The organism is Pararhizobium sp. IMCC21322, assembly GCF_030758295.1.
GTDB lineage: Bacteria > Pseudomonadota > Alphaproteobacteria > Rhizobiales.
This window is the reverse complement of the sequence record NZ_CP132335.1, coordinates 1,824,301-1,846,015: the sequence shown is the minus strand read 5'-3', so window position 1 is coordinate 1,846,015 and position 21,715 is coordinate 1,824,301. Positions and strand designations below refer to the sequence as shown.

The 21,715-nt window shown below is 52.5% G+C and carries 20 protein-coding genes and 1 tRNA gene; 13 read left to right on the top strand and 8 right to left on the bottom strand.

Features of this window, described 5'->3' with window-relative positions:
* Nucleotides 1-32: 32 nt before the first annotated feature.
* The 3 genes from RAL91_RS08930 (at nucleotide 33) to RAL91_RS08920 (ending at nucleotide 2,320) form a co-directional block, all read left to right on the top strand.
* Nucleotides 33-659, top strand: a complete 627-nt coding sequence (locus RAL91_RS08930; RefSeq protein ID WP_306261531.1) for a LysE family translocator — start codon at nucleotides 33-35, stop codon at nucleotides 657-659.
* 208 nt (nucleotides 660-867) lie between these two features.
* Nucleotides 868-1,539, top strand: coding sequence for a dimethylsulfonioproprionate lyase family protein (locus RAL91_RS08925; RefSeq protein ID WP_306261529.1), 672 nt, complete (start codon nucleotides 868-870; stop codon nucleotides 1,537-1,539).
* A 160-nt stretch (nucleotides 1,540-1,699) separates the two neighbouring features.
* The gene (locus tag RAL91_RS08920) at nucleotides 1,700-2,320 is read left to right on the top strand and encodes a TIGR02466 family protein (protein ID WP_306261528.1); all 621 of its coding nucleotides are present in this window, start codon (nucleotides 1,700-1,702) and stop codon (nucleotides 2,318-2,320) included.
* A 126-nt stretch (nucleotides 2,321-2,446) separates the two neighbouring features.
* On the opposite strand, the gene xseA is transcribed toward RAL91_RS08920, so the two are convergent.
* Nucleotides 2,447-4,036, bottom strand: a complete 1,590-nt coding sequence (gene xseA / locus RAL91_RS08915) for an exodeoxyribonuclease VII large subunit (RefSeq protein WP_306261527.1) — start codon at nucleotides 4,034-4,036, stop codon at nucleotides 2,447-2,449.
* A gap of 110 nt (nucleotides 4,037-4,146) precedes the next feature.
* Between xseA and RAL91_RS08910 the strand changes: the two genes are divergently transcribed.
* From RAL91_RS08910 to RAL91_RS08890, 5 genes are all read left to right on the top strand, one after another.
* The gene (locus tag RAL91_RS08910) at nucleotides 4,147-4,899 is read left to right on the top strand and encodes a 16S rRNA (uracil(1498)-N(3))-methyltransferase (RefSeq protein ID WP_306261526.1); all 753 of its coding nucleotides are present in this window, start codon (nucleotides 4,147-4,149) and stop codon (nucleotides 4,897-4,899) included.
* Between the two features lie 65 nt (nucleotides 4,900-4,964).
* A complete protein-coding gene (locus RAL91_RS08905; RefSeq protein ID WP_306261525.1) occupies nucleotides 4,965-6,338 on the top strand; it encodes a glutamate--cysteine ligase in 1,374 nt (457 codons plus the stop codon).
* Nucleotides 6,339-6,344: 6 nt separating this feature from the next.
* Complete coding sequence (gene fosX, locus RAL91_RS08900; protein ID WP_306261524.1) at nucleotides 6,345-6,755, top strand: FosX/FosE/FosI family fosfomycin resistance hydrolase; 411 nt, start codon at nucleotides 6,345-6,347, stop codon at nucleotides 6,753-6,755.
* The gene (locus tag RAL91_RS08895) at nucleotides 6,752-7,003 is read left to right on the top strand and encodes a hypothetical protein (protein ID WP_306261522.1); all 252 of its coding nucleotides are present in this window, start codon (nucleotides 6,752-6,754) and stop codon (nucleotides 7,001-7,003) included. The genes fosX and RAL91_RS08895 overlap by 4 nt, the downstream gene beginning before the upstream one ends.
* 112 nt (nucleotides 7,004-7,115) lie before the next feature.
* Nucleotides 7,116-7,931, top strand: a complete 816-nt coding sequence (locus RAL91_RS08890; protein ID WP_306261520.1) for a DMT family transporter — start codon at nucleotides 7,116-7,118, stop codon at nucleotides 7,929-7,931.
* Nucleotides 7,932-7,933: 2 nt separating this feature from the next.
* Here RAL91_RS08890 and RAL91_RS08885 read toward each other — a convergent pair whose 3' ends face one another.
* Nucleotides 7,934-8,839: a LysR substrate-binding domain-containing protein gene (locus tag RAL91_RS08885; RefSeq protein WP_306262862.1), complete on the bottom strand. Its 906-nt coding sequence runs from the start codon at nucleotides 8,837-8,839 to the stop codon at nucleotides 7,934-7,936.
* Between the two features lie 135 nt (nucleotides 8,840-8,974).
* On the opposite strand from RAL91_RS08885, the gene RAL91_RS08880 reads away from it, so the two are divergent.
* Complete coding sequence (locus RAL91_RS08880; protein ID WP_306261518.1) at nucleotides 8,975-9,376, top strand: DUF1127 domain-containing protein; 402 nt, start codon at nucleotides 8,975-8,977, stop codon at nucleotides 9,374-9,376.
* A 178-nt stretch (nucleotides 9,377-9,554) separates the two neighbouring features.
* Here RAL91_RS08880 and RAL91_RS08875 read toward each other — a convergent pair whose 3' ends face one another.
* Complete coding sequence (locus tag RAL91_RS08875) at nucleotides 9,555-12,806, bottom strand: PAS domain-containing sensor histidine kinase (RefSeq protein ID WP_306261516.1); 3,252 nt, start codon at nucleotides 12,804-12,806, stop codon at nucleotides 9,555-9,557.
* 375 nt (nucleotides 12,807-13,181) lie between these two features.
* Here RAL91_RS08875 and RAL91_RS08870 point away from each other — a divergent pair, with 375 nt between their 5' ends.
* The 3 genes from RAL91_RS08870 (at nucleotide 13,182) to RAL91_RS08860 (ending at nucleotide 14,559) form a co-directional block, all read left to right on the top strand.
* Nucleotides 13,182-13,538, top strand: coding sequence for a phasin family protein (locus tag RAL91_RS08870; RefSeq protein WP_306261514.1), 357 nt, complete (start codon nucleotides 13,182-13,184; stop codon nucleotides 13,536-13,538).
* A 140-nt stretch (nucleotides 13,539-13,678) separates the two neighbouring features.
* Nucleotides 13,679-14,254 (top strand): phasin, encoded by a 576-nt coding sequence (locus RAL91_RS08865; protein WP_306261512.1) that lies wholly within the window; start codon nucleotides 13,679-13,681, stop codon nucleotides 14,252-14,254.
* 228 nt (nucleotides 14,255-14,482) lie between these two features.
* Nucleotides 14,483-14,559 (top strand) — tRNA-His (locus RAL91_RS08860).
* A 58-nt stretch (nucleotides 14,560-14,617) separates the two neighbouring features.
* Here the strand turns inward: RAL91_RS08860 and RAL91_RS08855 are convergent.
* The 5 genes from RAL91_RS08855 to RAL91_RS08835 all read right to left on the bottom strand — a co-directional run bounded on the left by RAL91_RS08855 (nucleotide 14,618) and on the right by RAL91_RS08835 (nucleotide 20,182).
* The gene (locus RAL91_RS08855; RefSeq protein WP_306261510.1) at nucleotides 14,618-15,427 is read right to left on the bottom strand and encodes an ABC transporter permease; all 810 of its coding nucleotides are present in this window, start codon (nucleotides 15,425-15,427) and stop codon (nucleotides 14,618-14,620) included.
* Nucleotides 15,424-16,350 carry an ABC transporter permease subunit gene (locus tag RAL91_RS08850; RefSeq protein ID WP_306261508.1) on the bottom strand — a complete coding sequence of 309 codons (927 nt, stop codon included), beginning with the start codon at nucleotides 16,348-16,350 and terminating at the stop codon, nucleotides 15,424-15,426. Before RAL91_RS08850 ends, RAL91_RS08855 begins: the two co-directional genes overlap by 4 nt.
* Nucleotides 16,347-17,546 carry an ABC transporter ATP-binding protein gene (locus tag RAL91_RS08845; protein WP_306261506.1) on the bottom strand — a complete coding sequence of 400 codons (1,200 nt, stop codon included), beginning with the start codon at nucleotides 17,544-17,546 and terminating at the stop codon, nucleotides 16,347-16,349. The genes RAL91_RS08850 and RAL91_RS08845 overlap by 4 nt, the downstream gene beginning before the upstream one ends.
* A gap of 85 nt (nucleotides 17,547-17,631) precedes the next feature.
* Nucleotides 17,632-18,735 carry a polyamine ABC transporter substrate-binding protein gene (locus tag RAL91_RS08840; protein WP_306261504.1) on the bottom strand — a complete coding sequence of 368 codons (1,104 nt, stop codon included), beginning with the start codon at nucleotides 18,733-18,735 and terminating at the stop codon, nucleotides 17,632-17,634.
* A 136-nt stretch (nucleotides 18,736-18,871) separates the two neighbouring features.
* Entirely contained in the window at nucleotides 18,872-20,182 is a 1,311-nt protein-coding gene (locus RAL91_RS08835) for a glutamine synthetase family protein (RefSeq protein WP_306261502.1), read from the bottom strand.
* A gap of 134 nt (nucleotides 20,183-20,316) precedes the next feature.
* Here RAL91_RS08835 and RAL91_RS08830 point away from each other — a divergent pair, with 134 nt between their 5' ends.
* The gene (locus RAL91_RS08830) at nucleotides 20,317-21,711 is read left to right on the top strand and encodes a glutamine synthetase family protein (RefSeq protein WP_306261500.1); all 1,395 of its coding nucleotides are present in this window, start codon (nucleotides 20,317-20,319) and stop codon (nucleotides 21,709-21,711) included.
* Nucleotides 21,712-21,715: the final 4 nt, after the last annotated feature.

The following is a 21,715-nucleotide window of genomic DNA, read 5'->3' as shown; positions in this document are numbered from 1 at the left end:
AGAACAACGAGCCAATGGATCAGGGTGCACAAATGACTTACGAGACCTGGATAGCCTTTACGATAGCCAGTTTGATTGTCGTCCTCATCCCCGGTCCCAACATCGTTCTGACTGTTAACTACGCGATCCGGGACGGAAAACGATCTGGATTGGCAACCATTCCCGGCGTCGTGGCCGGAGCATTTATCGCTATGTCTTTGTCCCTTGCCGGTGCAGGGGCGCTTTTGGCGACATCAGCCTACCTGTTTTCGCTGCTCAAACTGGCGGGCGCGATGTATCTCATCTGGCTGGCATATTCTCTCTGGACCGCCCCTGTCGAGGGAGCCACTGCAGATGGAAGCGCTGAACAAAAACCATTAAAATCGCTATTTTGGCAGTCCTTTCTGATCAGTGTTTTGAATCCCAAAGGTCCAGCTTTCTACCTGGCATTTGTTCCTCAATTCGTAAGCGCAACCGGATCAAGCTTTCAGCAATTCGCAATTCTCATTGCAACTTTTCTTGTTGTGGCAACCATCAACAGCCTCTTCTGGCTATTTTTTGCAAGCAGCATGCGAGAGCAGTTCCGGAAACCAAAGGCAATGAAGATACTTAATCGTATCGGCGCAAGTTGCCTGTTTGTGGCCGGAGTGATGACGGTACGAGCAACGCGGACGACCTGATCCAGCTGCCCGTTATGTCTGCGCAACCGATATTGGCAACGCGTTGATTTAACTCTGTTGGTAAGAGTGGCGCGTTGAAGAGCAGCGTCTATCATGGGACATTCCTGAGCTGTCAGGTATCGGTAATCCGACCCATCTGGAATAAGATGGGGACCGAAATGATCTTGCGGTCATAGATAGTCACAACACCTGATTGAGGGCTCATGCCATGGCCGAGATTGAATCCAGCGCAGACGCTACGCACCTCCAAGATCACCCAGACTGGGTGTATTTGCTGCAAGAATTTGATGCGATTTATCGCATGGGTTCGTCGGGCGGCAGTACAATTATCCGCAGTCATCGCAAGCGGGTGCGCGACAGATTATCAAATGAGGTGAAGTCAAACCCCTTGATCATCAAGAAACCTCCCGTCAATTTACCTGTTACAGCCCATTTACCGCGCGCTCTGGATCTGGGTGAACGCGGCGTAATGCAAGGGATTACGCGCGCACTCAGAAAGGTTCTTGGAGATCTGGTGTGGGAGTACGGGTACCAGAAGCTTCCAAGGTCATTGGTCAAAAAATACGCTTATTGCGAAGTCCTTGGTCCCAACGGCCCTGTGAAAGCTGACAATCTGATCATCGGATTTGTTCTATTTGCACCCTCGACGACATACCCCCAGCACAATCATCCTGAAATCGAAGAAAGCTATATCTCGATCTCGGGATCCTGGTCAGAAAACAATTCTGCTGTGTTTTCTCCGGGCTCGCTTATCTTCAACACGCCTGGCGCCAAGCATAGAATAACCACAGGCGACATTGATCCATGCCTTTTGGCATATGCCTGGACTGGGTCAAGGGAACGACTGATGGGACCAGACATGAATTTCTCAAGGAAATAACGGGTTGAGCGTCAGGGATAAATCACTCTGATTTTTGGGATATTTTGTCGGCGCAACTTTTTTTAAATTCCGCTTCAGCGTTTGCGGTGCCGCCATCTGCAAATTCCAGAGAGCGGCAATTGTCGCTCGCCCTTCTTTGCGTGCGACGTTATGGTGAGCAATGTCAAAAATTGATTCACTTTTCGTCACCCGCCTTTACCGTGCGCCCCTGTCTGAATTCGGCAAATCGCCGGATACGGCTGAGCTGGAAGCCTCGTGCCTTTCTATAGCCGTGGATGATGAGGCAGGCCAAAACTGGTGTGAGGAAAACGACTTTCCGGGCTACACCAGCTACGCTTCGCTGGCCGATTTGCCATGGCGGTTTCCAGCGTTCAAGGATTTGGTGAAAGCGCTGGACAAGCATGTGGCGGCCTTTGCCAAGGATTTGCAATTCGACCTTGGCGACAAGAAGATCAAGCTGGATTCAATGTGGATCAACATTTTGCCGACGGGCGGTGTGCACACCTCGCATATCCACCCCCACAGCGTTATCAGCGGCACGACCTATGTTGCCATGCCTGATGGCGCCAGTGCCATTAAATTCGAGGACCCGCGCCTGCCGATGATGATGGCAGCGCCTGGCCGCAAGCCCAAGGCCCGCAACGAATTGCGCAGCTTCATTTACGTCGCGCCAAAGGTGGGCGATGTGCTGCTTTGGGAAAGCTGGTTGCGCCATGAAGTCCCGCTCAACATGGCAGATGATGACCGCATCAGTGTGAGTTTCAACTACGGTTGGGAATAGACGTCTGACACCATGTGTGATTGAGCTTGCGGTTGGGTTGCAAAGTGCTGTTACGGATAGGCAAAACTGTTCCGCTTATCCATCATCTTTCTGGCCACCGTTTTATTGTGCTTACAAGAACAGAGCCTAAAACAAACTACCCTGATTTCCGGGTGGTTTTGTCGGCGTTGCTTTTTTAGGCTTCGGCTTTGGCGTCTGTGGTGCTGCCGCGCCGTCCTGAACCACAGCTGCAACCCGGCCATCTGCAAATTCCAGAGAAATGTGTTGCAGCATACTGGTCTGGGACGCGGCCCTGATGGGCTGGCCCTCTCCATCGCGTACAAGTGCAAATCCGCGCTGCAAAACGCTTTGATAGGAAACCAGTTTCAGCAATTGTGCCTGACCATCCAGCTTTTGCGACACTCTTCTGAAGCTGCTGACAAAGGCCCGATCCATTCTGGCGGTGCGGTCACCAAGCGCGGTTCTGCCGAGCGTAATCTGACGCGAAAGCATATCCGGTTTCAGCGCACCCACACGCCGCCAATTGTCGCGTCGGCGCTCGACAATACGAGCCATGACGGTTCCCAAACGCAATGTGGCCTGGGTCTTGCGGTCCCGGGCACGGGCAAAATGAATGGCCAGCATACGGGGGCTGACCTGACTGCCTGCCTTAATGAGCCGGGTGCGGTGTGCAACTGTGTTGGATGAGAGCGCTGCCGTCAGGCGTTGGGCGGCGGTGTCAAACCTCTGGCGTGGCATTCCGAACAGGCTATCCAGCGCCGGCATGGCACGCGCAAGACTGCGCAGTGCATTGCGTTGTTGATCCAAACTTCGTTGCATGGCCTGCACATTGCGCAAATTCAGTGTGGCGACCGTGTTTTCCAGATCATGCCGAACTGGCACCGCCATTTCTGCAGCCCCTGTCGGCGTTGGCGCGCGCTGATCGGCCACGTGGTCAATCAGCGTCCAGTCGGTTTCGTGACCAACAGCGGAGATGACCGGAATCGTCGAGGCAGCAACGGCCCTGACAACGGCCTCATCGTTGAACCCCCAGAGATCTTCCAGACTGCCGCCACCACGCGCAACGATCAACAAATCGGGTCTTGCTATTTCAGACCCGTCCAACTGATTAAAGCCGTTGATGGCCGCAGCCACTTCCCGGCCGCTTGTTTCGCCTTGTACACGCACAGGCCAGACCAGAACATGGGTCGGAAACCTGTCCCGCAACCGATGCAGAATATCGCGAATGACAGCGCCAGTAGGCGATGTGACAACGCCGATGGTTTTTGGCAGGAATGGAATGGGCTGCTTGCGCTCATTGTCGAACAGGCCTTCAGCAGCCAGTTTTTTGCGGCGCTCTTCCAGAAGCGCCATCAGCGCGCCCACGCCTGCCGGTTCGATCCGCTCAATGACAATCTGATATTTGGACGAGCCAGGATATGTGGTCAGCTTGCCGGTGGCGATGCACTCCATACCCTCTTCGGGACGGATTTTCAGTTTTGAGAACACGCCACGCCAGATCACAGCTTCCAGACGCGCACGGTCATCTTTCATGGAGAAATAGGCATGGCCGGAAGAATGCGGGCCGCGATAGCCGGAAATCTCACCGCGCACACGCACATAGCCATAAGTGTCTTCAACAGTTCGCTTCAGAGCTGCAGAGATTTCCGTGACAGAAAACTCCGCCACATTGCTATCCTGTGAACCCGATCCGGGCAAACTATCTGTCTTGCTCATGGATTACCCTGCATGTGTCTGCATCTGCGTCTGGCACCGCGATTCGAAAAAGTTGACCTGACCTGTCTGTGTGTGTCACCCAATTTACCACCGCGTCAAGAAAGAGACCCATGGGCGAGCGTTACGATTTTCGGACCAAACGGCTGCATATGGCTGAGGACCTTGTGGCCGATGTGGCGATTGAGGCTGATCGCGCCCAGTCGAATTATCTGCTGAATGTTTTGCGGCTGAAAGCCGGAGACCCGGTTCTTCTGTTCAATGGCAGAGACGGTGAATGGCGGGCCAATATTCAGCCAACCGGGCGTAAGGCGTGCCTGCTGGTTCCAAGAGACCAGCTTCGACCTCAGCCCCAGCCATATGATCTGATGCTGTGTTTTGCGCCCCTGAAGCAGGCCAGGCTGGATTACATGGTTCAAAAGGCAGTTGAAATGGGCGCAGGTCAGCTGCAACCGGTTATCACCCGCTACACGCAAGTGCAGAAGCTCAACAGCGACCGGATGGCAGCCAATCTTGTGGAAGCAGCGGAACAGTGCGGCATTTTATCTGTTCCAACGCTTGATGAACTGGTTACCCTGGAGACATTGCTGGAAAATTGGGCGTCAGAACACCCTGATCGCGCGCTTATCTTTTGCGATGAACTGGTTGAAGGATCAGATGGCCTGAAGGCATTGCAATCTCTTGAGGGGCGACCGCTGGCGATCCTGATTGGACCTGAAGGAGGATTTACCGAAGAAGAACGCCAGTTACTTGTTAGCAAACCCTTTGTTCACGCGCTTTCACTTGGTCCCAGAATTCTGCGGGCCGATACCGCCGCAGTGGCTGCAATGGCTATCATTCAGGCTTTTATCGGTGATTACCGATAAAGGGTTGCCATGGTCTGCAATCGCGCAGTATGGTCGCGCCGCTTTGGCAATAAGGAATTCGGTATATGGCCCGGGATACTGCTGACGATACGCCCCTTGAGGGCCGCGCTGCGCTGATTGAAGCGCTGAGCGAAGGCTGCAAGCCGAAAGAGGCATGGCGCATTGGCACGGAGCACGAGAAATTCGGCTTCTATACTGAGGATTATTCGCCCGTACCCTATGAGGGTGAGCGCGGTGTAAAAGCCCTTTTGAATGGCATGAAGGCCAATCTCGACTGGGAAGGTATTTATGACCATGAGCATATTATTGGTCTGATCGATCCTGTCGGTGGCGGTGCCATTTCGCTGGAGCCAGGTGGGCAATTTGAGCTTTCCGGCGCTCCGCTGGAAACACTGCATCAGACCTGCCGCGAAGTTCATGGGCATCTGGCCCATGTGCGGGAAATCTCTGATGCATTGGGGATCGGGTTTTTGGGCCTGGGTGCCAGTCCGAAATGGAGTTTGGAAGACACCCCGCAAATGCCGAAATCGCGCTACAACATCATGCGCAATTACATGCCCAAGGTGGGGACGCACGGTCTTGATATGATGCATCGTACATGCACCATTCAGGTCAATCTGGATTTTGAAAGCGAAGCCGACATGGTTCGCAAAATTCGGGTTGGATTATCTTTGCAGGCCGTTGCGACCGCCATGTTTGCCAATTCGCCGTTTCTGGATAAAAAGCCCAACGGTTTCCTGTCCTATCGCGGCGAAATCTGGCGCGATGTGGATAATAACCGATCAGGCCTTATGCCATTTGCATTCGATCAGGGGTTCGGCTTTGAACAGTATGTCGATTACGCTCTTGATATACCTATGTATTTCATCAAACGTGGCGTGAACTATATAGACGCCACCAGCATCACATTCCGCGAATACATGAGCGGCAAGCGCCCGGCTGGCGCAGAAAAGGAAACTGTTACCCAGGGCGACTGGAAAAACCATCTCTCTACCGTCTTTCCTGATGTACGGCTAAAGAGCTTTCTGGAAATGCGCGGCGCTGATGGCAACCCATGGCGGCGCATTTGCGCGTTGCCAGCCTTCTGGGTTGGTCTGCTTTATGACGAAGACACGCTGGCTGAGACAGAAGATTATCTGGCTGACTGGACAGATGAAGAGCGTCAGACCATGCGTGACACCGTGCCAAAAACGGCTCTGAACACACCGTTCCGGCGTGGCACAGTGCTTGATGTAGCCAAGCGTGTCGTCACGCTGTCGCATCAGGGTCTGAGACGCCGCAGCCAGTTGAATGGTGCCGGGTTTGATGAAGGCCAGTATCTCACACCGATTGACGAAACCGTTGCTTCGGGAAAAACACCCGCTGAAATCATGCTCGGGAAATACCACGGAGAATGGGGCGGAAATATCGACCGGGTATTTGATGATTTCGCCTATTGAGGTCCTATGTCAGCACTCAGCCACATTACCTTCATCGTCCAAGATTTGGATCGTATGCAGATCATTCTGGAACAGGTTTTGAAGGCAAAATGCATCTATGCCAGCGGTCAGAATACATTTTCCTTGTCAGAGGAACGTTTTTTTCTGGTTGATGATGTGTGGATTGGCGTGATGAAGGGCGATTCATTGTCTGATCGCAGCTACAATCACATTGCCTTTAAAATTGAAGACACTGATTTTGATGATCGTCTGGCCGAAATCAATGCGCTTGGCCTTGAGATACGGCCCCCACGCCCGCGGGTAGAAGGTGAAGGCCGATCCATCTATTTTTACGATAATGATAATCATCTGCTGGAACTGCATACAGGAACGCTCAAGCAACGCCTTGAGCATTATGGCGTAAAGGACGCATATTGACCGGACAATGCGAAACCGTCTGGGGGCCATTTGCCGATGCCGGTGACCGGTCGCAGTTCCAACTCTGTATGGGAAAAACTGCCGAGATTCGAAACGCCTATCATTTGGGTGATCAGGCCTGGATGAGAATGGCCGAAACCGGTCACTTCTTCATTTATGGGATTGATGTATCGGTCAATAATCCTGACTGGACCAGGCGCAGACGCGGGCGCATGATCCGGCCTTCATCCTCAGGAATATCCGTTTGAGCATTGCACAAAAAACACAGCCTATCTCGTCCGAGCAGGGTTTTGGCTTTCAGAATTTGGGCCTTTACGCCAGCATTGTCTTTTGTGGGGTACCAGCTGGTTTCCGCTCAAGATGCAGGTTGGTGTCGTTGCGCCCCATGTGTCGCTGACATGGCGTTTTATGATTGCTGCTGCCGTCATGATGGTACTGGTGATGGTCACGAAGAGGCCGCTGCAATTTTCGGCCAAAACTCATCTGCGATTTCTGCTGCTCGGCATCTTTTTGTTTTCCACCAATTTCGCGCTGTTTTATTACGGCGCACAATGGATCGCGTCAGGGCTTCTATCAGTGGTGTTTTCCCTGGCATCTATTGTGAATATTGGATTTGCGCTGATTTTGTACGGCCAGATCCCGACCCGCAGAGTGGTGTTCGGAGCCGTTTTGGGCGTTTCCGGCGTTGCGGCCCTGTTCTGGCCGCAGATCATGGCGGCTGATGCAGACCCAGGAACGCTTTTTGGCCTGCTGCTGTGCTTTGGTGGGACCGTGTCTTTTTGCATCGGAAACCTGTTTTCCGCCCAAATGCAGCGCAGTGGTATCTCCGTCATGTCCGGCAATGCCTGGGGCATGGTCTACGGCACGGTGTTCAGCGCTTTGATCGCCTTTGTCAGCGGCGCTGAGTTCATCATCGAACCAACAGCAAGCTACATCCTGTCGCTGTTGTGGTTATCTTTGACCGGCACCGTATTTGCTTTCTGGTGCTATTTGACGCTGCTGGGTCGTATTGGTTCGGCACGCGCAGGTTACGCCACAATCATGTTCCCGATCGTGGCGCTTCTGGTGTCGACCTTGTTTGAAAACTATCAGTGGACACTGCTTGGCCTTGTTGGCGTTGCCCTGGCTTTGGTCGGAAATGGCCTCGTGCTATCGGCCCGCAAAAAACCGGCTTGAAGCTACTCTGCAGCCGTTAGCGGTTTGGCGATTTGCAGCGTTTCCTTGACGGTGACGTTGCCAAGGCTTTCGATAATGTGGGCTGCGAGCGCATCCATCAATGGCGTCCAATGGTGCCAGGAGCGCAGCAAGCCGATATTGCAGGATGGCAATTCGGGGAATCCCTCTGCCTCGGTCAGAATGCGCATGCCGGGCCGAATGGCGGATTCCGGCAGCACTGATACCGCAAGACCGGCCAGAACCGTGGCACCGACAGCGGTGGAGTTCCAACTGGAATAGAGCACTCTGTGGGCTCTTGCGCCGCGTTCCAGAGCTGCAATGGCAGAACCGCGCCATTCGCAGGTTGGACGGCCAAGTGCCAACGGCAGCACTTCTTCTTCATGCTGATGGTGACGACTGGATGTGACCCAATAAAGCGGTTCACGCCGGATCATCTCTGCTGGATGCTGCTCAGGAATATAGGTGATGATTGCCAGATCCAACTCGTTTGACTTCAATTGGTTGGTCAATACCGGGGTTGGTGCGCATTCAACAGCCACTTCCACCTGTGGGTTTGATCTGGCAAAGCGTGCCAGAATTTCCGGCAAAAACCGGTCTGCGTAATCGTCCGGTGTTCCAAGACGAACATTGCCTGACAGAGCGGAATCGTCGAACACCGCCAGCGTTTCATCATTCAAGCGCAACATTTTGCGGGCATAGCCCAGCAGTTTCAGACCCTCTTCGCTCAGGCGGCTGTTTCTGCCATCACGGGTAAAAAGCGGCTTGCCGACACGCTCCTCCAAACGCCGCATCTGCATTGATACGGCAGACTGAGTCCGGAAAACTGTGTCTGCTGCACGGGTAAAACTACCTGACTCGGCAATAGCAACGAACGTCCTGAGTTGATCCAAATCCAGCAAAGCGGCCATGTTCATCTAATCCATCAATAACTCTCATATATCAGATTAGAAACATTCACTGGTCTTATCAATTGAAAAAGATCATGTGTACCAAGTCATCTTTAAATAGATTCACTTCCACATGGCCCAACACAGGAGATTGCCATGTCTGCGATACCTAGAAACAGTCTTGATACGTCTATCAGCCCAGCAGCCGCTACGAGCGCCTCTATGCTGAAAGCGGCTGTGCTTTCCGTTGGGAAGCGCATCTCATCGGTCTGGAATTTCTGGGCTTATCGCAGCACAATGACACAGCTCGTAACGCTGGATGATCATATGCTGAGAGACATTGGTATAACGCGTTGCGATGTTAACGCGGCCGCCACCCTGCCCTATTCGAACGACCCGACTTCTCGGCTTCGCACGTTGGCGCAGGAACGGCAGGCCTCGGAACTGGCATTGGCAAAAGAAATACGGCAGCGCCGGAAGATAAGTGCGCAACGCTCCATGACCTCAGATTGTGAACCCTATAGATCCACAGATCAGCGCGATACACCTACTGGTTGATCGCCTGACGTAAAAGCCGAACGGGCAGTGAGCCCCCTCATGATGTGCTGATGCGCCATCTCTACCATGGCCATCTGCATAACTGCCCGAACTGGCTTTACTAGCCGCCCGGACCTTGTGCCGGGCGGTTTTTTTGCGCGGAGATGCCAGGGTCTGCCACCCCCCACCAAATGACCTGTTACTCTGCCAAAACCCGCGTGTTGGGAAACACGACCCGGATCAACGTTCCCTTGGACGGCGTGCTTTCGATCAGGAATTGTGCCCGGTTGGCTTCGACCAATGCTTTGGTCAGCGGCAGGCCAAGGCCGGTGCCGCCACCGGACAGGGTTTTGCGCGCAATGCCGTCTTTTTCGCTGTTCTGTTCGATCTGACGAAAAGGCTCCATGGCCTTGGACAGATCAGCCTCGCTCATACCGACACCGGTGTCGCGTACGCGCAAAATCAAAGAGCCATCTTTTTCTACCACCGCAGAGACAATCACCTGCCCGCCTTCTGCCGTGAATTTGATGGAATTCGACAGGAGATTTAGTGCGATCTGGCGTATTGTCTTGGCGTCGGCCACAACGCGCGGCAGATCATCGGCAAAACTTGTGCGGATGATAACACGGCCTTCATTGGCCTGGGGCTGCATCAGTGCAACGCATTCTTTCAGAACCGCCACCAGATCAACCGCCGTAAAGGTCAGGTCCAGCTGCCCGGCCTCGATTTTGGAGATGTCCAGCATGTCATTCACCAGATTGATGACATGAGCACCGGATGTATGAATGTCGTTGATGTAATCCTTGTAGCGCGGATTGCCGATCGGGCCGAAACGCTCTTCCAGCATAACTTCCGAAAAGCCCAGAATGGCGTTTAACGGCGTGCGTATTTCATGGCTGATTTTTGCCAGAAAGTCTGATTTCGCTGTGTTGGCTTTTTCAGCATTGTGGCGGGCGGCAATCAGATCATCTTCGGCACGCTTCCATTGGGTGATGTCCCGCAGCACCACGCAAAGACGCATATCTGCCACATCGTCCGGACTTTCTTCGCCAACCTGGCCCATCGTCATGAACAGCGGCATATAACCGCCCTTCGCGGTCTGGCCAATAACCTCGCGGCCATCATTGAGAATGGAGGCAACGCCGGCGCCTTTGATTCCGGCCAGATAATCGCGGGCAGGTTTATGACTTTCCAGCGCGAGCAAGGTTGTGAGATCACGGCCAATGAGACTTGTCTGATCTTCATCAAACAGAGCTTCCGCACCATGATTGAGGGCCAGGATTTTCCCTTCCACATCAATCATCAGAACACCTTCCGTGGCGGTGTTCAAAATGGCCAGAAGCTCATCTGCGTTCCACACCCGGTCTCCAACTTGTGAACTCAAGGCGGGCACGGGTGTATTGTAGTTGACGGGGTCGACCGTCAACAGGCTGGCTGACTGGCCATCCCAGTCGATCTTGCCAATCGCGGCGCGAACCTTATGGGTGGCATCGTCTTTGCCCGTCAGTTGCATTGTTCCGTCGTCGCCAACACGGTCCAGCGAGAAGCCGCCCATGGGTGCTGCAACATTTGCCGCCAAATAGGATTGTGCATCCTCGTAGCCGGCCATTTCTGCAAGAGACCGATTTGCAAACAGAACCTGATCATCGCGGACCACAAGAACACCGGTATCAATCCGGTCCAACATGGCGCGCAGAGAATTTTCGGTTCCTGAACCCTGCTCCTGATCAGCCGTGCCAGCTTCCGACGCCACGGCTTTAGCAACTTCTGCGCCTGCAGTTTCCAAGTCTGAGGTTTCTAAGTCAGGGGTTTCTAAGTCAGGGGTTTCTGCAATTGGGGTTTCCGTGACTGAAATTTCAGCCTCTGGAACTTCAGCGGTTTGTTTTTCTAAATCCTGTTTGGCGAGAGCTTGCTGTGTGACTGCATGCTTTCCAAGGGATTTCCCGATTTCCTCAAAGGCCTTGCGTTCTTCAGGGGTCAGACCTTTTGTGTATTCCTGTGTGCTGGAGGGCCTTGTATCCACAATTGCCGGAACTTCATCCGGCTCATTTTGCCGGCCGGCGTCAACGACAGAGGCTTTTGGTACGGTGACATCCGGTTCAGCATCATCAAACACATCAGCAGCCATACCATCGGACGAAAACTCATCAGGCATTGCTGCATAATTATCTTGTACCGGAGGCTCATCGACCGTAATTATCTGGTCTTGCAACTGGCAGGCTCCGAAACCGCGATAGCCTTGAAAGCGCTTCTCGGCGTCAAAGACGGGCATTGCGGATAGCTCAATCCCGGCAATTTTTTTCCGCTTCGGCAACGCCCAGATTATGTGCTTCCCGCTCCAGGAATCTTTTGACGTGATGGCACTTTGCAACTCACCATCTGGGTCGAGTTGATAATCGCCCGCCAAATCCTGCCAGGTGCGTCCTTCAAAGGCGCCGCGCAACCCGACAAGGGTCTGAAATTCCGGGGAAACGAAAGTGAACTTGAAACCATCATCCATTCGCCAGACGAAGCGCATTAAATCAGGCTCGGCAGATGCAGCAGCTTTCGCGGGTACTTCTGTCTTCTCTGGTGCTTTTATCTGCTGCGGCCTTGTATCATTGGCCGGTTTTGGCACCTTGATTTCCGAGGCTGACAATCTTCCTGCATGATTTTGCCTGACGGACTGCAGACCTGTTTCCGCAGGGCCGGCAGCTTTCTCGTCAGCAACTTTCACGTCAGCTGCTTTCTCGTCAGTTTCCTGCTCGCCATTACCCTGCGCGTTAGTATCTCGCTCATGTTGCGCATGGTCGTCCGACAATGAAAAAGACGCCTCATCTGCGTCAACCAGCAGCAGAAAAACCTCTTCATCATCCATCGGCAGTTTCAGCGCGGTCACAAGGTTTCGTGTACCTGACTGAATTGTTATCTGCTGAGACACAGGAAGCACGCTGTCTTCCGCCTCTTCCAGCAGGGACTGCAATGCTGTGGCTGCATGGCGCAATTCATGGAAAGCGCCGGATGAAGCAATTACATCGCCCGTATTGGAAAACAGAGCCGCATAATGGTGACCAGATCCAAGCCAATCCGCCATCGTGTCCGCGCGCTGTTGAAAGTCCTGTGCAGTCGGCCCCGCAACCGGGCGCAGCAGAACACCAGCGACGCCTTCCACATTTCTCAGTTTGCTGACAGTGACCATTTCCAGCGGCGTCGATGCGCTGCGACCAAGCCGTAAACGTTGAATCTGCTGTTTGTCATTGTGCAACCAATTGAACAAATGCCGGATTTGTTTGCGCAGCGGGAAGTTTTGCGGAAACTCTTCGCTCAACAGCGTTTTCAAATCCTGGGTGCCCAGACGCTTTGCGCCAGCTGGATTGGCCCAAAGCAATTGCGCGCCGTCGGGAGACAGAACCAGAGCTGGCTTCACGGACAATGCAAGCGCATTCAGCGGCTCGCAGGCCGTCCAAGACATAAAAGCTCGATTGTCACGACGTTTCGACAATTGCAATCCATTCTTCCGTGGGCATGTTTCTGGCGCTTATTGCATTAAGCACTCGCCGGAAACCGGCCCAAATTCATTGATCAGCTTCCTCAAAACGTGAAACCGCCATTAAGGTTTTGTTAATACAAAGTGACTGATGGGTCCATCTATTGTGCCAATTACGGCATTTTGATTGCGAACAGGGTTAAATTCAGAGCAATCCACAGGTTCCACAGGCGCAAAAAAAACAGTGAAAAACCAGAATTTTTAATTTTTATGTTGCACTGCACAATATTATTATTATATTGCATTGCAACATAGACAAACACAAACCCATAAGGTGTGACGATGAGCAAGAACTATGACATGAGTGAACAGATGCGTGCCTTTGCCGAACAAGGCATGGAACAAGCCCGCAAGGCTTTTAATACTTACATGGAAACAATGCAGGATACTGCCAGCAAGATGGAAAACTCCGGCAGCGACCTGCAATCCAAAACTACTGAAGCTGGCAAAAAAGCCTTGGCTCTGACTGAAGACCACATGAGCGCGGCGTTTAGCCAGGCCGAAAAACTGGTCACAGCGAAAGATCCTCAGGAAGCGCTGGAACTGCAGACAAAATACATCAAGGACCAAATCGAGTCGGTGACAAAACAGGCTCAATCCATGGGTGAAGAAGCTGTCAATGCAGTGAAAGATATTCAGAGCAAATTCAAAGCCTGATTCTTTACGAAAATGGTGCATTGCAAAAAAATTGTTGCAATGCACAAGAAATGTATTATATCTGATACGCAACGGCTTGCCGAGACATCATGTTCACGCTGCAGGCCACGAGATACACGGCAAAAACTGGAGTTATTGACATGACCACGAATAAAACAAAAACGACCCGCACCCGCGCTGCAAACAAGCCTGCGGTAGATGCGAAAACTGAAGCAACGACAACACCTATCATCCCTGGAATGCCAGGCTTCGAAGCTTTCAAGGTGCCTGAGATGCCATTTGCAGGCGCAGACATGTTTGATGTGTCGAAATTCGACGGCGCCAACATGGAAGTTCCAACAATGGTTCGCGACATGGCTGAAAAAGCTGTTTCCCAGACCAAAGATGGCTATGCGAAAGTCAAGGCTGCTGCAGAAGAATCCATCGACGTTGTCGAAGAAACACTGGAAACCGTGCGCGAAACCGCTTTGGAAGTTCAGCACAGAGCCATGGACAATGCCAAAGCCAACACCGATGCGGCCTATGATTTCTTCAAGGACATGTTCAGCGTGAAATCAGTATCCGAAGCTGTTGAATTGCAGACATCATTTGCCCGTCAGCAGTTCGAAATGTTCAGCGCACAGTCCAAGGACCTGTCTTCGTTGACTGGCAAGGCTGTGACCGAGACTTTCAGCCCAGCCAAACAGGCTGCTGAAAAAGTGATGAAAGCTGCTTAATTTACTTACTCCCAAGCATCCACTGAGAAACCCGGATTTAGGTCCGGGTTTTTCTTTGTCTGCATTTCCAGACACCATACGGCCAGAATCTGAAAAGCATTTCACATATCCACCGGATTCCCCCTTTTGCGGGAGCAAATGGATATTGCGTTCAAAGTTTTGCTTGAAATACCGCTAACGTCGGCCTAAAGACTTTCTCGCCTGCAACTGTGATGTTGTCGGGCATGTGCAGCTGTAGCTCAGTTGGTTAGAGCGCCGGATTGTGGATCCGGAGGTCGGTGGTTCGAGACCACCCAGCTGTACCATTTCCCTTAACTCACCAAATGCCTTAATTCACCAGATACTTTATCAATCAGACGCCTTCTATTGCGCTGTGGCCGATTTAAACTGGGTGCGCTGCTGTTCTTTGCGCGTCAGGTAGGATGCAATCAGAACCCCTGAGGTTACCAGCCCCAATAGGATTGTGCAGACGGCATTTATCTCCGGTGTCACCCCAAGCCGAACCTGACTGTAGATTTTCATCGGCAGCGTTGTGGCACCCGGGCCGGATGTAAAGCTTGCGATCACCAGATCATCCAGAGACAATGTGAAGGCCAGCATCCACCCGGCGATTATTGCAGGCGCTATAACCGGCAGTGTAATGACAAAAAAGGTTTTAGCTGGCGGGCAGCCAAGGTCACTTGCTGCCTCCTCCAGTGAGCGATCAAATGTCACCAGTCTTGATTGCACCACAACCGCGACGAAACACATGGAAAAGGTAATGTGGGCCAGTGTGACAGCCCAAAAACCTCGCGCAAAATCTATGGCAACAAACAGCAGCAGCAGTGACAGGCCGGTAATGACTTCGGGCATCACAAGCGGCGCATAAATCATTCCTGAAAACAGGGTCCGGCCTGCAAAACGCTTATGCCGGGACAAGGCCAATGCCGCCATTGTGCCAAGCACTGTGGCAATAGTTGCAGATAGCAGGCCAACGCGCAGTGTGACCCAGGCGGCGTCAATCAATCCCTGATTCTGCCACATCTCACGATACCATTTGGTTGAAAACCCTCCCCAGACAGTGACCAGACGCGATTCATTGAATGAGAAAATGACAAGCAGCAGGATTGGCAGATAGAGAAATGAAAACCCCAGGACCAGAGACGTGATGTTGAACCAACTGGAGCGCTTCACGAGGCTTTCTCCTCAGCGCGCGCCTGTGCATTTTGAAACAGGGCAATTGGAACCACGAGAATAAGAAGCAGGATCACCGCGACTGCACTTGCGACCGGCCAATCGCGATTGTTGAAAAACTCGACCCATAAGGTGCGCCCGATCATCAGAGTTTCGGAACCGCCCAGAAGATCTGGAATGACAAATTCCCCAATAGCGGGAATGAAGACGAGAAAGCATCCGGCAATGACACCTGGAATCGATATTGGAAGTGTAATTGTCCAGAATGCTTTCAAAGGTGTGCAGCCCAAATCGGCTGCGGCCTCCAGCAGGCTGTCATCCATGCGCTCAAGCGAGGCATAAAGCGGCAACACCAGAAATGGCAGATAGGAATACACGATCCCGATATAGACAGCAGCGTTGGTATTGAGGATCGTCAACGGCTCGGAAATAACGCCAATGGCCAGCAATGCCTGATTGAGCAGACCCTCTTTCTTCAGAATTCCGATCCACGCGTAAACGCGGATCAGGAAAGACGTCCAGAACGGCAAAATGACCAACATCAACAAAATAGCGCGCCAGGACCGCGGCGCACGCGCCATGGCGTAAGCCATAGGATACCCGATCAACAATGTGATGAAAGTTGCAATGGCAGCAATTGTGAAACTGGACAGATAGGAACGGTAGAACAGCGGTTCTTCTATGAGGAAAACATAGTTCTCAAAGCTGAACTGCTGGACCTGCTGCCAAAGAGCAGACAGACCACCGCTGATGTCCAGCCTCGGGCTGTAGGGCGGTATAGAGACTGTCGGCTCTGAAAAAGAGACTTTCAGGACGATCAGGAACGGGATTAGAAACAGGATCACCAGCCAGAAATAAGGCACACCGATGAGCACAAAACGGCTACTGATCCTATCGTTGAAAAAACGCTTCAAACTGTTCATGAAGCCAGCAGGATGCCTGCATCCGCTCCCCAATAAAGCCACACTTGGTCTTCCCAGGACAAGGGCCGTTCCACCGACCTTGTGGTATTGGTCTGCGTCGCCCGAATGATGAAGTCGTCATTGATCTTCACATGAAATACGGACACATCTCCCAGATAGGCGATGTCGTAGATGATTCCTTCGACAGCGTTGACCGGATTGGCTGGATCAATTCCCTCTGGCACATCATGGGACAAGCGAATTTTTTCCGGACGCATCGCAAACCAACCATGATCACCCACGGCCAGATCACCCGTGGTCTCGCACCGCACCTGGATTTCAAGACCCGTTTCGGTATTTGGTCCGATGCCCGGGCACCGCATGGTTGCAAGATTTTCTGTAAATCCGGCCTCCGAGAACTCGGTCAACCGCCCCTCAATCAAGTTGATGTCGCCAATAAAGTCAGCAACATAACGCGAGGATGGTTGTTCATAGATTTCGGTGGGCGTGGCGATCTGAATGATGCGCCCCTTATCCATGACGGCAATGCGATCCGCCACAGTCATGGCTTCTTCCTGATCATGGGTCACAATCATAAACGTCATGCCAAGGCGTTCCTGCAGATCCATCAATTCAAATTGGGTTTCTTCACGCAGTTTCTTATCCAGCGCACCCATTGGCTCATCCAACAGCAACACTTTCGGGCGTTTTGCCAGAGACCTGGCCAAAGCAACGCGCTGGCGTTGCCCACCTGACAATTGATGTGGTTTGCGTTTGGCAAATTCCTCGAGTTTGACGAGGCTCAGCATTTCCTCAACGCGAACCTTCACATCTGAACTGGCGATACGCTCCTGCTTCAGACCGAACGCAATGTTCTTCTCTACGCTCATATGGGGAAACAGCGCATAGGACTGAAACATCATGTTAACCGGGCGCTTATAGGGCGGAATCCCGGTCAGGTCCGCCCCATCCAGCGATATGTTGCCGCTGGAGGGTGCGTCAAATCCGGCCAGCATCCGCATCATCGTGGTTTTCCCACATCCGGAAGGGCCGAGCAGCGCAAAAAATTCGCGCTCATAGATATCAAGCGACAGATCGTCCACTGCGGTGAAATCACCAAAGCGCTTTGTTACATTCTGGAAGGAGATATAGGGCACAGCATCAGGATCATTCCACGGCGCAAAATCACATCGGACAGGCCCCAGAGTTTTCGCCATCGTGTTCGCCGCTTTCACATATCCGTTTGAGTCAAATACCCGGCTGTCCGGAACCGGGTATTTCGTTGCAGCATAGCAGGTCTTTTTACTGGCCGGTCTTTACCCTGGTCCAGGTCCGTGTCAGCAGCCGCTGCTGACGGGGAGCCGCGGCCGTCACGGTAAACAGTTTTGCCATAGTCTCAGCGCTTGGATAAATCGCAGGGTCGGTAAAAACGTCCTCCAGCAGCAAAGGCTTTGATGCATGGTTTCCATTGGCATAATAGGCATAGTTTGACGCCTTTGCGATGACCTCCGGGCGCATCATATAGTTGAGAAACTCATGAGCTTCTTCAACATTCTTTGCATCAGCCGGAATGGCCATCTGATCAAACCACATCTGGGCGCCCTCTTTCGGGATTACGTATTTAACAGAAACGCCATTGTCGGCTTCTGCAGCTCTGTCCCGCGCTTGCAGCACATCACCCGACCAGCCCACAGCAATACAAATATCACCATTGGCAAGGCCGTTAATATACTCCGAGGAGTGGAATTTCTGAACATAGGGACGGATGCCCTGTAACAGCTCTTCCGCCTGCGCAAGCAGGTCTGAATCCTTGGAATCCGGTTCCAGCCCCAGATAATTCAGGGCGGCAGGCACAAGTTCGGTTGGGGCATCCAGAATGTGAACCCCACAATCCAGAAATTTTGAGAGGATTTCAGGATCAAAGATCATCCGCCAGCTATCGAGTGGTGCATCTGGCATACGCTCGGCAATCTTTTCAACATTGTAGCCAATGCCGGTGGTGCCCCACATATAGTTGATGGAATAGGCGTTGCCCGGATCATATTGGGCCACACGGTTTTCAATGTCAGTCCACATATTTGTCAGATTAGGAAGCTTCGCGCGATCCAGTTCCTGAAACACGCCAGCCTGAATTTGCCGTTCCAGAAATGTTCCCGTTGGCACGACAACATCATAGCCGCTGCCGCCCGCCAATAATTTGGTTTCGAGCACTTCATTTGAATCAAAAACGTCGTAGGTGACTTCAATTCCGGTTTCAGCCGTGAAATCAGTCAGGATGCTTTCATCAATGTAGTCGGACCAGTTGAAGATATTGACCTTGCGTTCCTGAGCAAATGCGGCACTCGTTGAAAGCGCAAGGCTCAGGCCGAATATGCTGATTTTCAAAGCTGATTTAGATCGGTGCATACAATTCCCCAAGCAGATGCGAAGCCAGTATCGCTAAAAGCAAAGCGATATCTGACATTTAATTCAAAACGATAGGAGGGAATGCGGTCTACCTCAAGATTTTTTTCGAAAACCATGGTGATGCTGATGCCAGATTTTATCCGTAAGTACTATGCTCAAGAGGCGTGATTTCCGCTGCAAAGGCATCAATTTCCGCCTGTTTTAAGGCACAAATTATCTTGTGACCAAGCGGGGTGAAGGCCTCTTTTGCAAAGCTGCTGTCCCGAAACAATTGCAATGCGGATTTCGGATTATCCGGCAATTGGTCATCAGTGCTGTTGTAAGCATTTTCCTCGACCGGATCAGCTGGCTCCACACCATGCTTCATTCCCTGGCGCATGGCGGCCAAAACAGCTGTCATGACAAGATAGGGGTTTGCATCGGCCCCTGAGATGCGGTGTTCAAGTCGCATTGCGGCGGGCGGTGACGCGGGCACCCGAACAGCGACGGAGCGGTTGTTGCGCCCCCATACAGCTCTTGTCGGAGCATAAGACCCTGGTTGCAGGCGGCGAAAACCATTAACGGTGTTGATGAAAACCAGCGTGCAATCGGACATGGTTTCCAAAGTGCCCGCGATGGCGTGGTGCAGACGTGCTTCCCCCGCCCCACCAGCGAAGACATTATTGCCAGCTTCATCCAGAAGGCTGACATGGATGTGCATTCCGTTGCCAGCCTGATCAGCAAAGGGTTTGGCCATAAAACTGGATTTCAAGCCATGCGCCTTGGCGCAATCGGCAACAATCCGCTTCAACAGAACCGCTTCATCTGTGGCCCGCATGACATCGCTCAAATGTTTGAGATTCACCTCAAACTGTCCGGGCGCGGCTTCAGAGACAATCGTGTCTACTGAAACACCCTGAAGTGCAGCCATGGTGTTGATGGCGTTGAACACTGGCGCATACTGATCCAACGAGTTGAGAGAATACATATTCTGACGATCCGGACCCACGCCGTGCTCAACCGGGTGCGGAGCGCCATCGGGCCCAACCTTTTCAGGATCAAACAGGAAGAATTCCAGCTCAAATGCGGCACAGGCCCTCAATCCTTCGGCAGCCAATGCCGCGACCTGTTGCGACAGGATCTGTCGTGGGTCTCCGCCAAAAGGATGCCCATTCTCATCGCGCATTGTCATGATGACCTGGGCAGTGTTTTGGGGCGCGACTGCATTTCTGCACAATGTTCCGGGAACTGCAAAACACAAGCCATCGGGATCTCCGGTGTCGATGTGAAGGCCTGTTTCCTCAACTTCCCGTCCCCAGACATCGAGGCCAAAGACGGAAAGCGGAAAGTTGATGCCCGTATCAAACGCCTTTTGCAGCGCCGTAACAGGCGCCCATTTACCGCGCAGGACACCATTGAGATCAGAGATCAGAAACTCGATGATCGCGATATCAGGATTGTTGGCCAAAAAGATTTCTGGTTCAGATTTGGAAGGATTTGACATATGGGTCTGGCGCGCGGCTTCTATGGATAATTCACTTCATGTGTGACTACGCTCCGTGATACGGTTTGGCAATCTCACACTGCACCCCACAGGTATTTATGACGGACTCCGACACTACCGGCACATTGGATATGCTGCGGGGCGTACCTGATATGAAGGCCGCCAGACAATGGCTGGCCGAACGTAAAATTGAAGACCTTGAGTGCATGACCAGCGATCAGGCCGGCGTTGCCAGAGGCAAGCTGATGCCTGCCGAGAAGTTTTTCAACACGCCTGACATGAACATACCAAGCTCGGTTCTGACCCAGACAATCACTGGCGACTACGCCTTGGACAATGAGACGTTTCAGCACGACCCTGTTGATAGCGACCTGGTGCTGAAACCGGATTTGTCGACGCTGACAGTCGTCCCGTGGGCGAATGATCCAACCGGGCAAATCATCCATGATGCGTTCTACAAAAATGGCGACCCCGTCGATATTTCCCCCAGAAATGTGCTGAAGAAAGTTTTGGCTCTTTATGCAGATTTAGGCCTGCGCCCCATTATTGCGCCTGAACTTGAATTCTATCTGGTGAAGCCGAATACAGACCCCGATGATCCTCTGGAGCCACCGGTTGGGCGGTCTGGAAGGTCAGAAAGTGGTCGGCAGCTTTATTCCATCTCTGCCGTCAATGAATTCGATGATTTGTTCGATGACATCTACGATTATTCCGAGGCTCAAGGCCTGGAGATTGACACTCTGGTGCATGAAGAAGGTGCCGGGCAGATGGAAATCAATCTGCGGCATGGCGATCCTCTGGGACTGGCCGATCAGGTGTTTTTGTTCAAGCGCACAATTCGTGAAGCCGCATTACGTCATAATATGTATGCCACTTTTATGGCCAAACCAATTGCCGGTGAGCCAGCCTCCTCCATGCATATTCACCAGTCCATAATTGGGTTGGAGTCGGGCCAAAATGCGTTTTCCGGCACGGATGGCGAGCCCACCGAACTGTTTTACAACTTTATTGCCGGCCAGAATGCGTTCCTGCCAAATGTGATGTGCATTCTTGCGCCCTATGTGAATTCCTATCGCCGCCTGGCGCGCGATACGGAAGTCGCGGTAAATGTGAATTGGGACTACGACAACCGGACTGTCGGGCTGCGGGTGCCGATGGCAGAAGCGCAATCCCGCCGGGTGGAAAACCGCATACCGTGTTCTGATGCCAATCCGTATCTTTCGATTGCCGCAAGTCTTGCCTGCGGATTGATTGGCATTCAAAAGAAAATGGACCCGCCACCGCCCCTGTCCGGCTCTGGTGAAGGCCTGCCCTATGGTGTGCCGCGCGGGTTGCTGGAAGCGGTTGACCGGTTTGAAAAATGCCCTGAACTCATCGAGATTTTGGGCGCACGCTTTGTTGCAACCTTCTGTGCCATCAAGCTGGAAGAGTATGAGACCTTCATGGCTGTCATCAGCCCGTGGGAACGCGAATTTCTTCTGTTGAATGTGTGAGCTT

Excerpts from the sequence above, each read along its gene's own strand:
- RAL91_RS08930 (WP_306261531.1), top strand. The coding sequence starts at position 33 with ATGACTTACGAGACCTGGATAGCCTTTACGATAGCCAGTTTGATTGTC.
- RAL91_RS08925 (WP_306261529.1), top strand. The coding sequence starts at position 868 with ATGGCCGAGATTGAATCCAGCGCAGACGCTACGCACCTCCAAGATCAC.
- RAL91_RS08920 (WP_306261528.1), top strand. The coding sequence starts at position 1,700 with ATGTCAAAAATTGATTCACTTTTCGTCACCCGCCTTTACCGTGCGCCC.
- xseA (WP_306261527.1), bottom strand. The coding sequence starts at position 4,036 with ATGAGCAAGACAGATAGTTTGCCCGGATCGGGTTCACAGGATAGCAAT.
- RAL91_RS08910 (WP_306261526.1), top strand. The coding sequence starts at position 4,147 with ATGGGCGAGCGTTACGATTTTCGGACCAAACGGCTGCATATGGCTGAG.
- RAL91_RS08905 (WP_306261525.1), top strand. The coding sequence starts at position 4,965 with ATGGCCCGGGATACTGCTGACGATACGCCCCTTGAGGGCCGCGCTGCG.
- fosX (WP_306261524.1), top strand. The coding sequence starts at position 6,345 with ATGTCAGCACTCAGCCACATTACCTTCATCGTCCAAGATTTGGATCGT.
- RAL91_RS08890 (WP_306261520.1), top strand. The coding sequence starts at position 7,116 with ATGCAGGTTGGTGTCGTTGCGCCCCATGTGTCGCTGACATGGCGTTTT.
- RAL91_RS08885 (WP_306262862.1), bottom strand. The coding sequence starts at position 8,839 with ATGGCCGCTTTGCTGGATTTGGATCAACTCAGGACGTTCGTTGCTATT.
- RAL91_RS08880 (WP_306261518.1), top strand. The coding sequence starts at position 8,975 with ATGTCTGCGATACCTAGAAACAGTCTTGATACGTCTATCAGCCCAGCA.
- RAL91_RS08875 (WP_306261516.1), bottom strand. The coding sequence starts at position 12,806 with ATGTCTTGGACGGCCTGCGAGCCGCTGAATGCGCTTGCATTGTCCGTG.
- RAL91_RS08870 (WP_306261514.1), top strand. The coding sequence starts at position 13,182 with ATGAGTGAACAGATGCGTGCCTTTGCCGAACAAGGCATGGAACAAGCC.
- RAL91_RS08865 (WP_306261512.1), top strand. The coding sequence starts at position 13,679 with ATGACCACGAATAAAACAAAAACGACCCGCACCCGCGCTGCAAACAAG.
- RAL91_RS08850 (WP_306261508.1), bottom strand. The coding sequence starts at position 16,350 with ATGAACAGTTTGAAGCGTTTTTTCAACGATAGGATCAGTAGCCGTTTT.
- RAL91_RS08845 (WP_306261506.1), bottom strand. The coding sequence starts at position 17,546 with ATGGCGAAAACTCTGGGGCCTGTCCGATGTGATTTTGCGCCGTGGAAT.
- RAL91_RS08840 (WP_306261504.1), bottom strand. The coding sequence starts at position 18,735 with ATGCACCGATCTAAATCAGCTTTGAAAATCAGCATATTCGGCCTGAGC.
- RAL91_RS08830 (WP_306261500.1), top strand. The coding sequence starts at position 20,317 with ATGACGGACTCCGACACTACCGGCACATTGGATATGCTGCGGGGCGTA.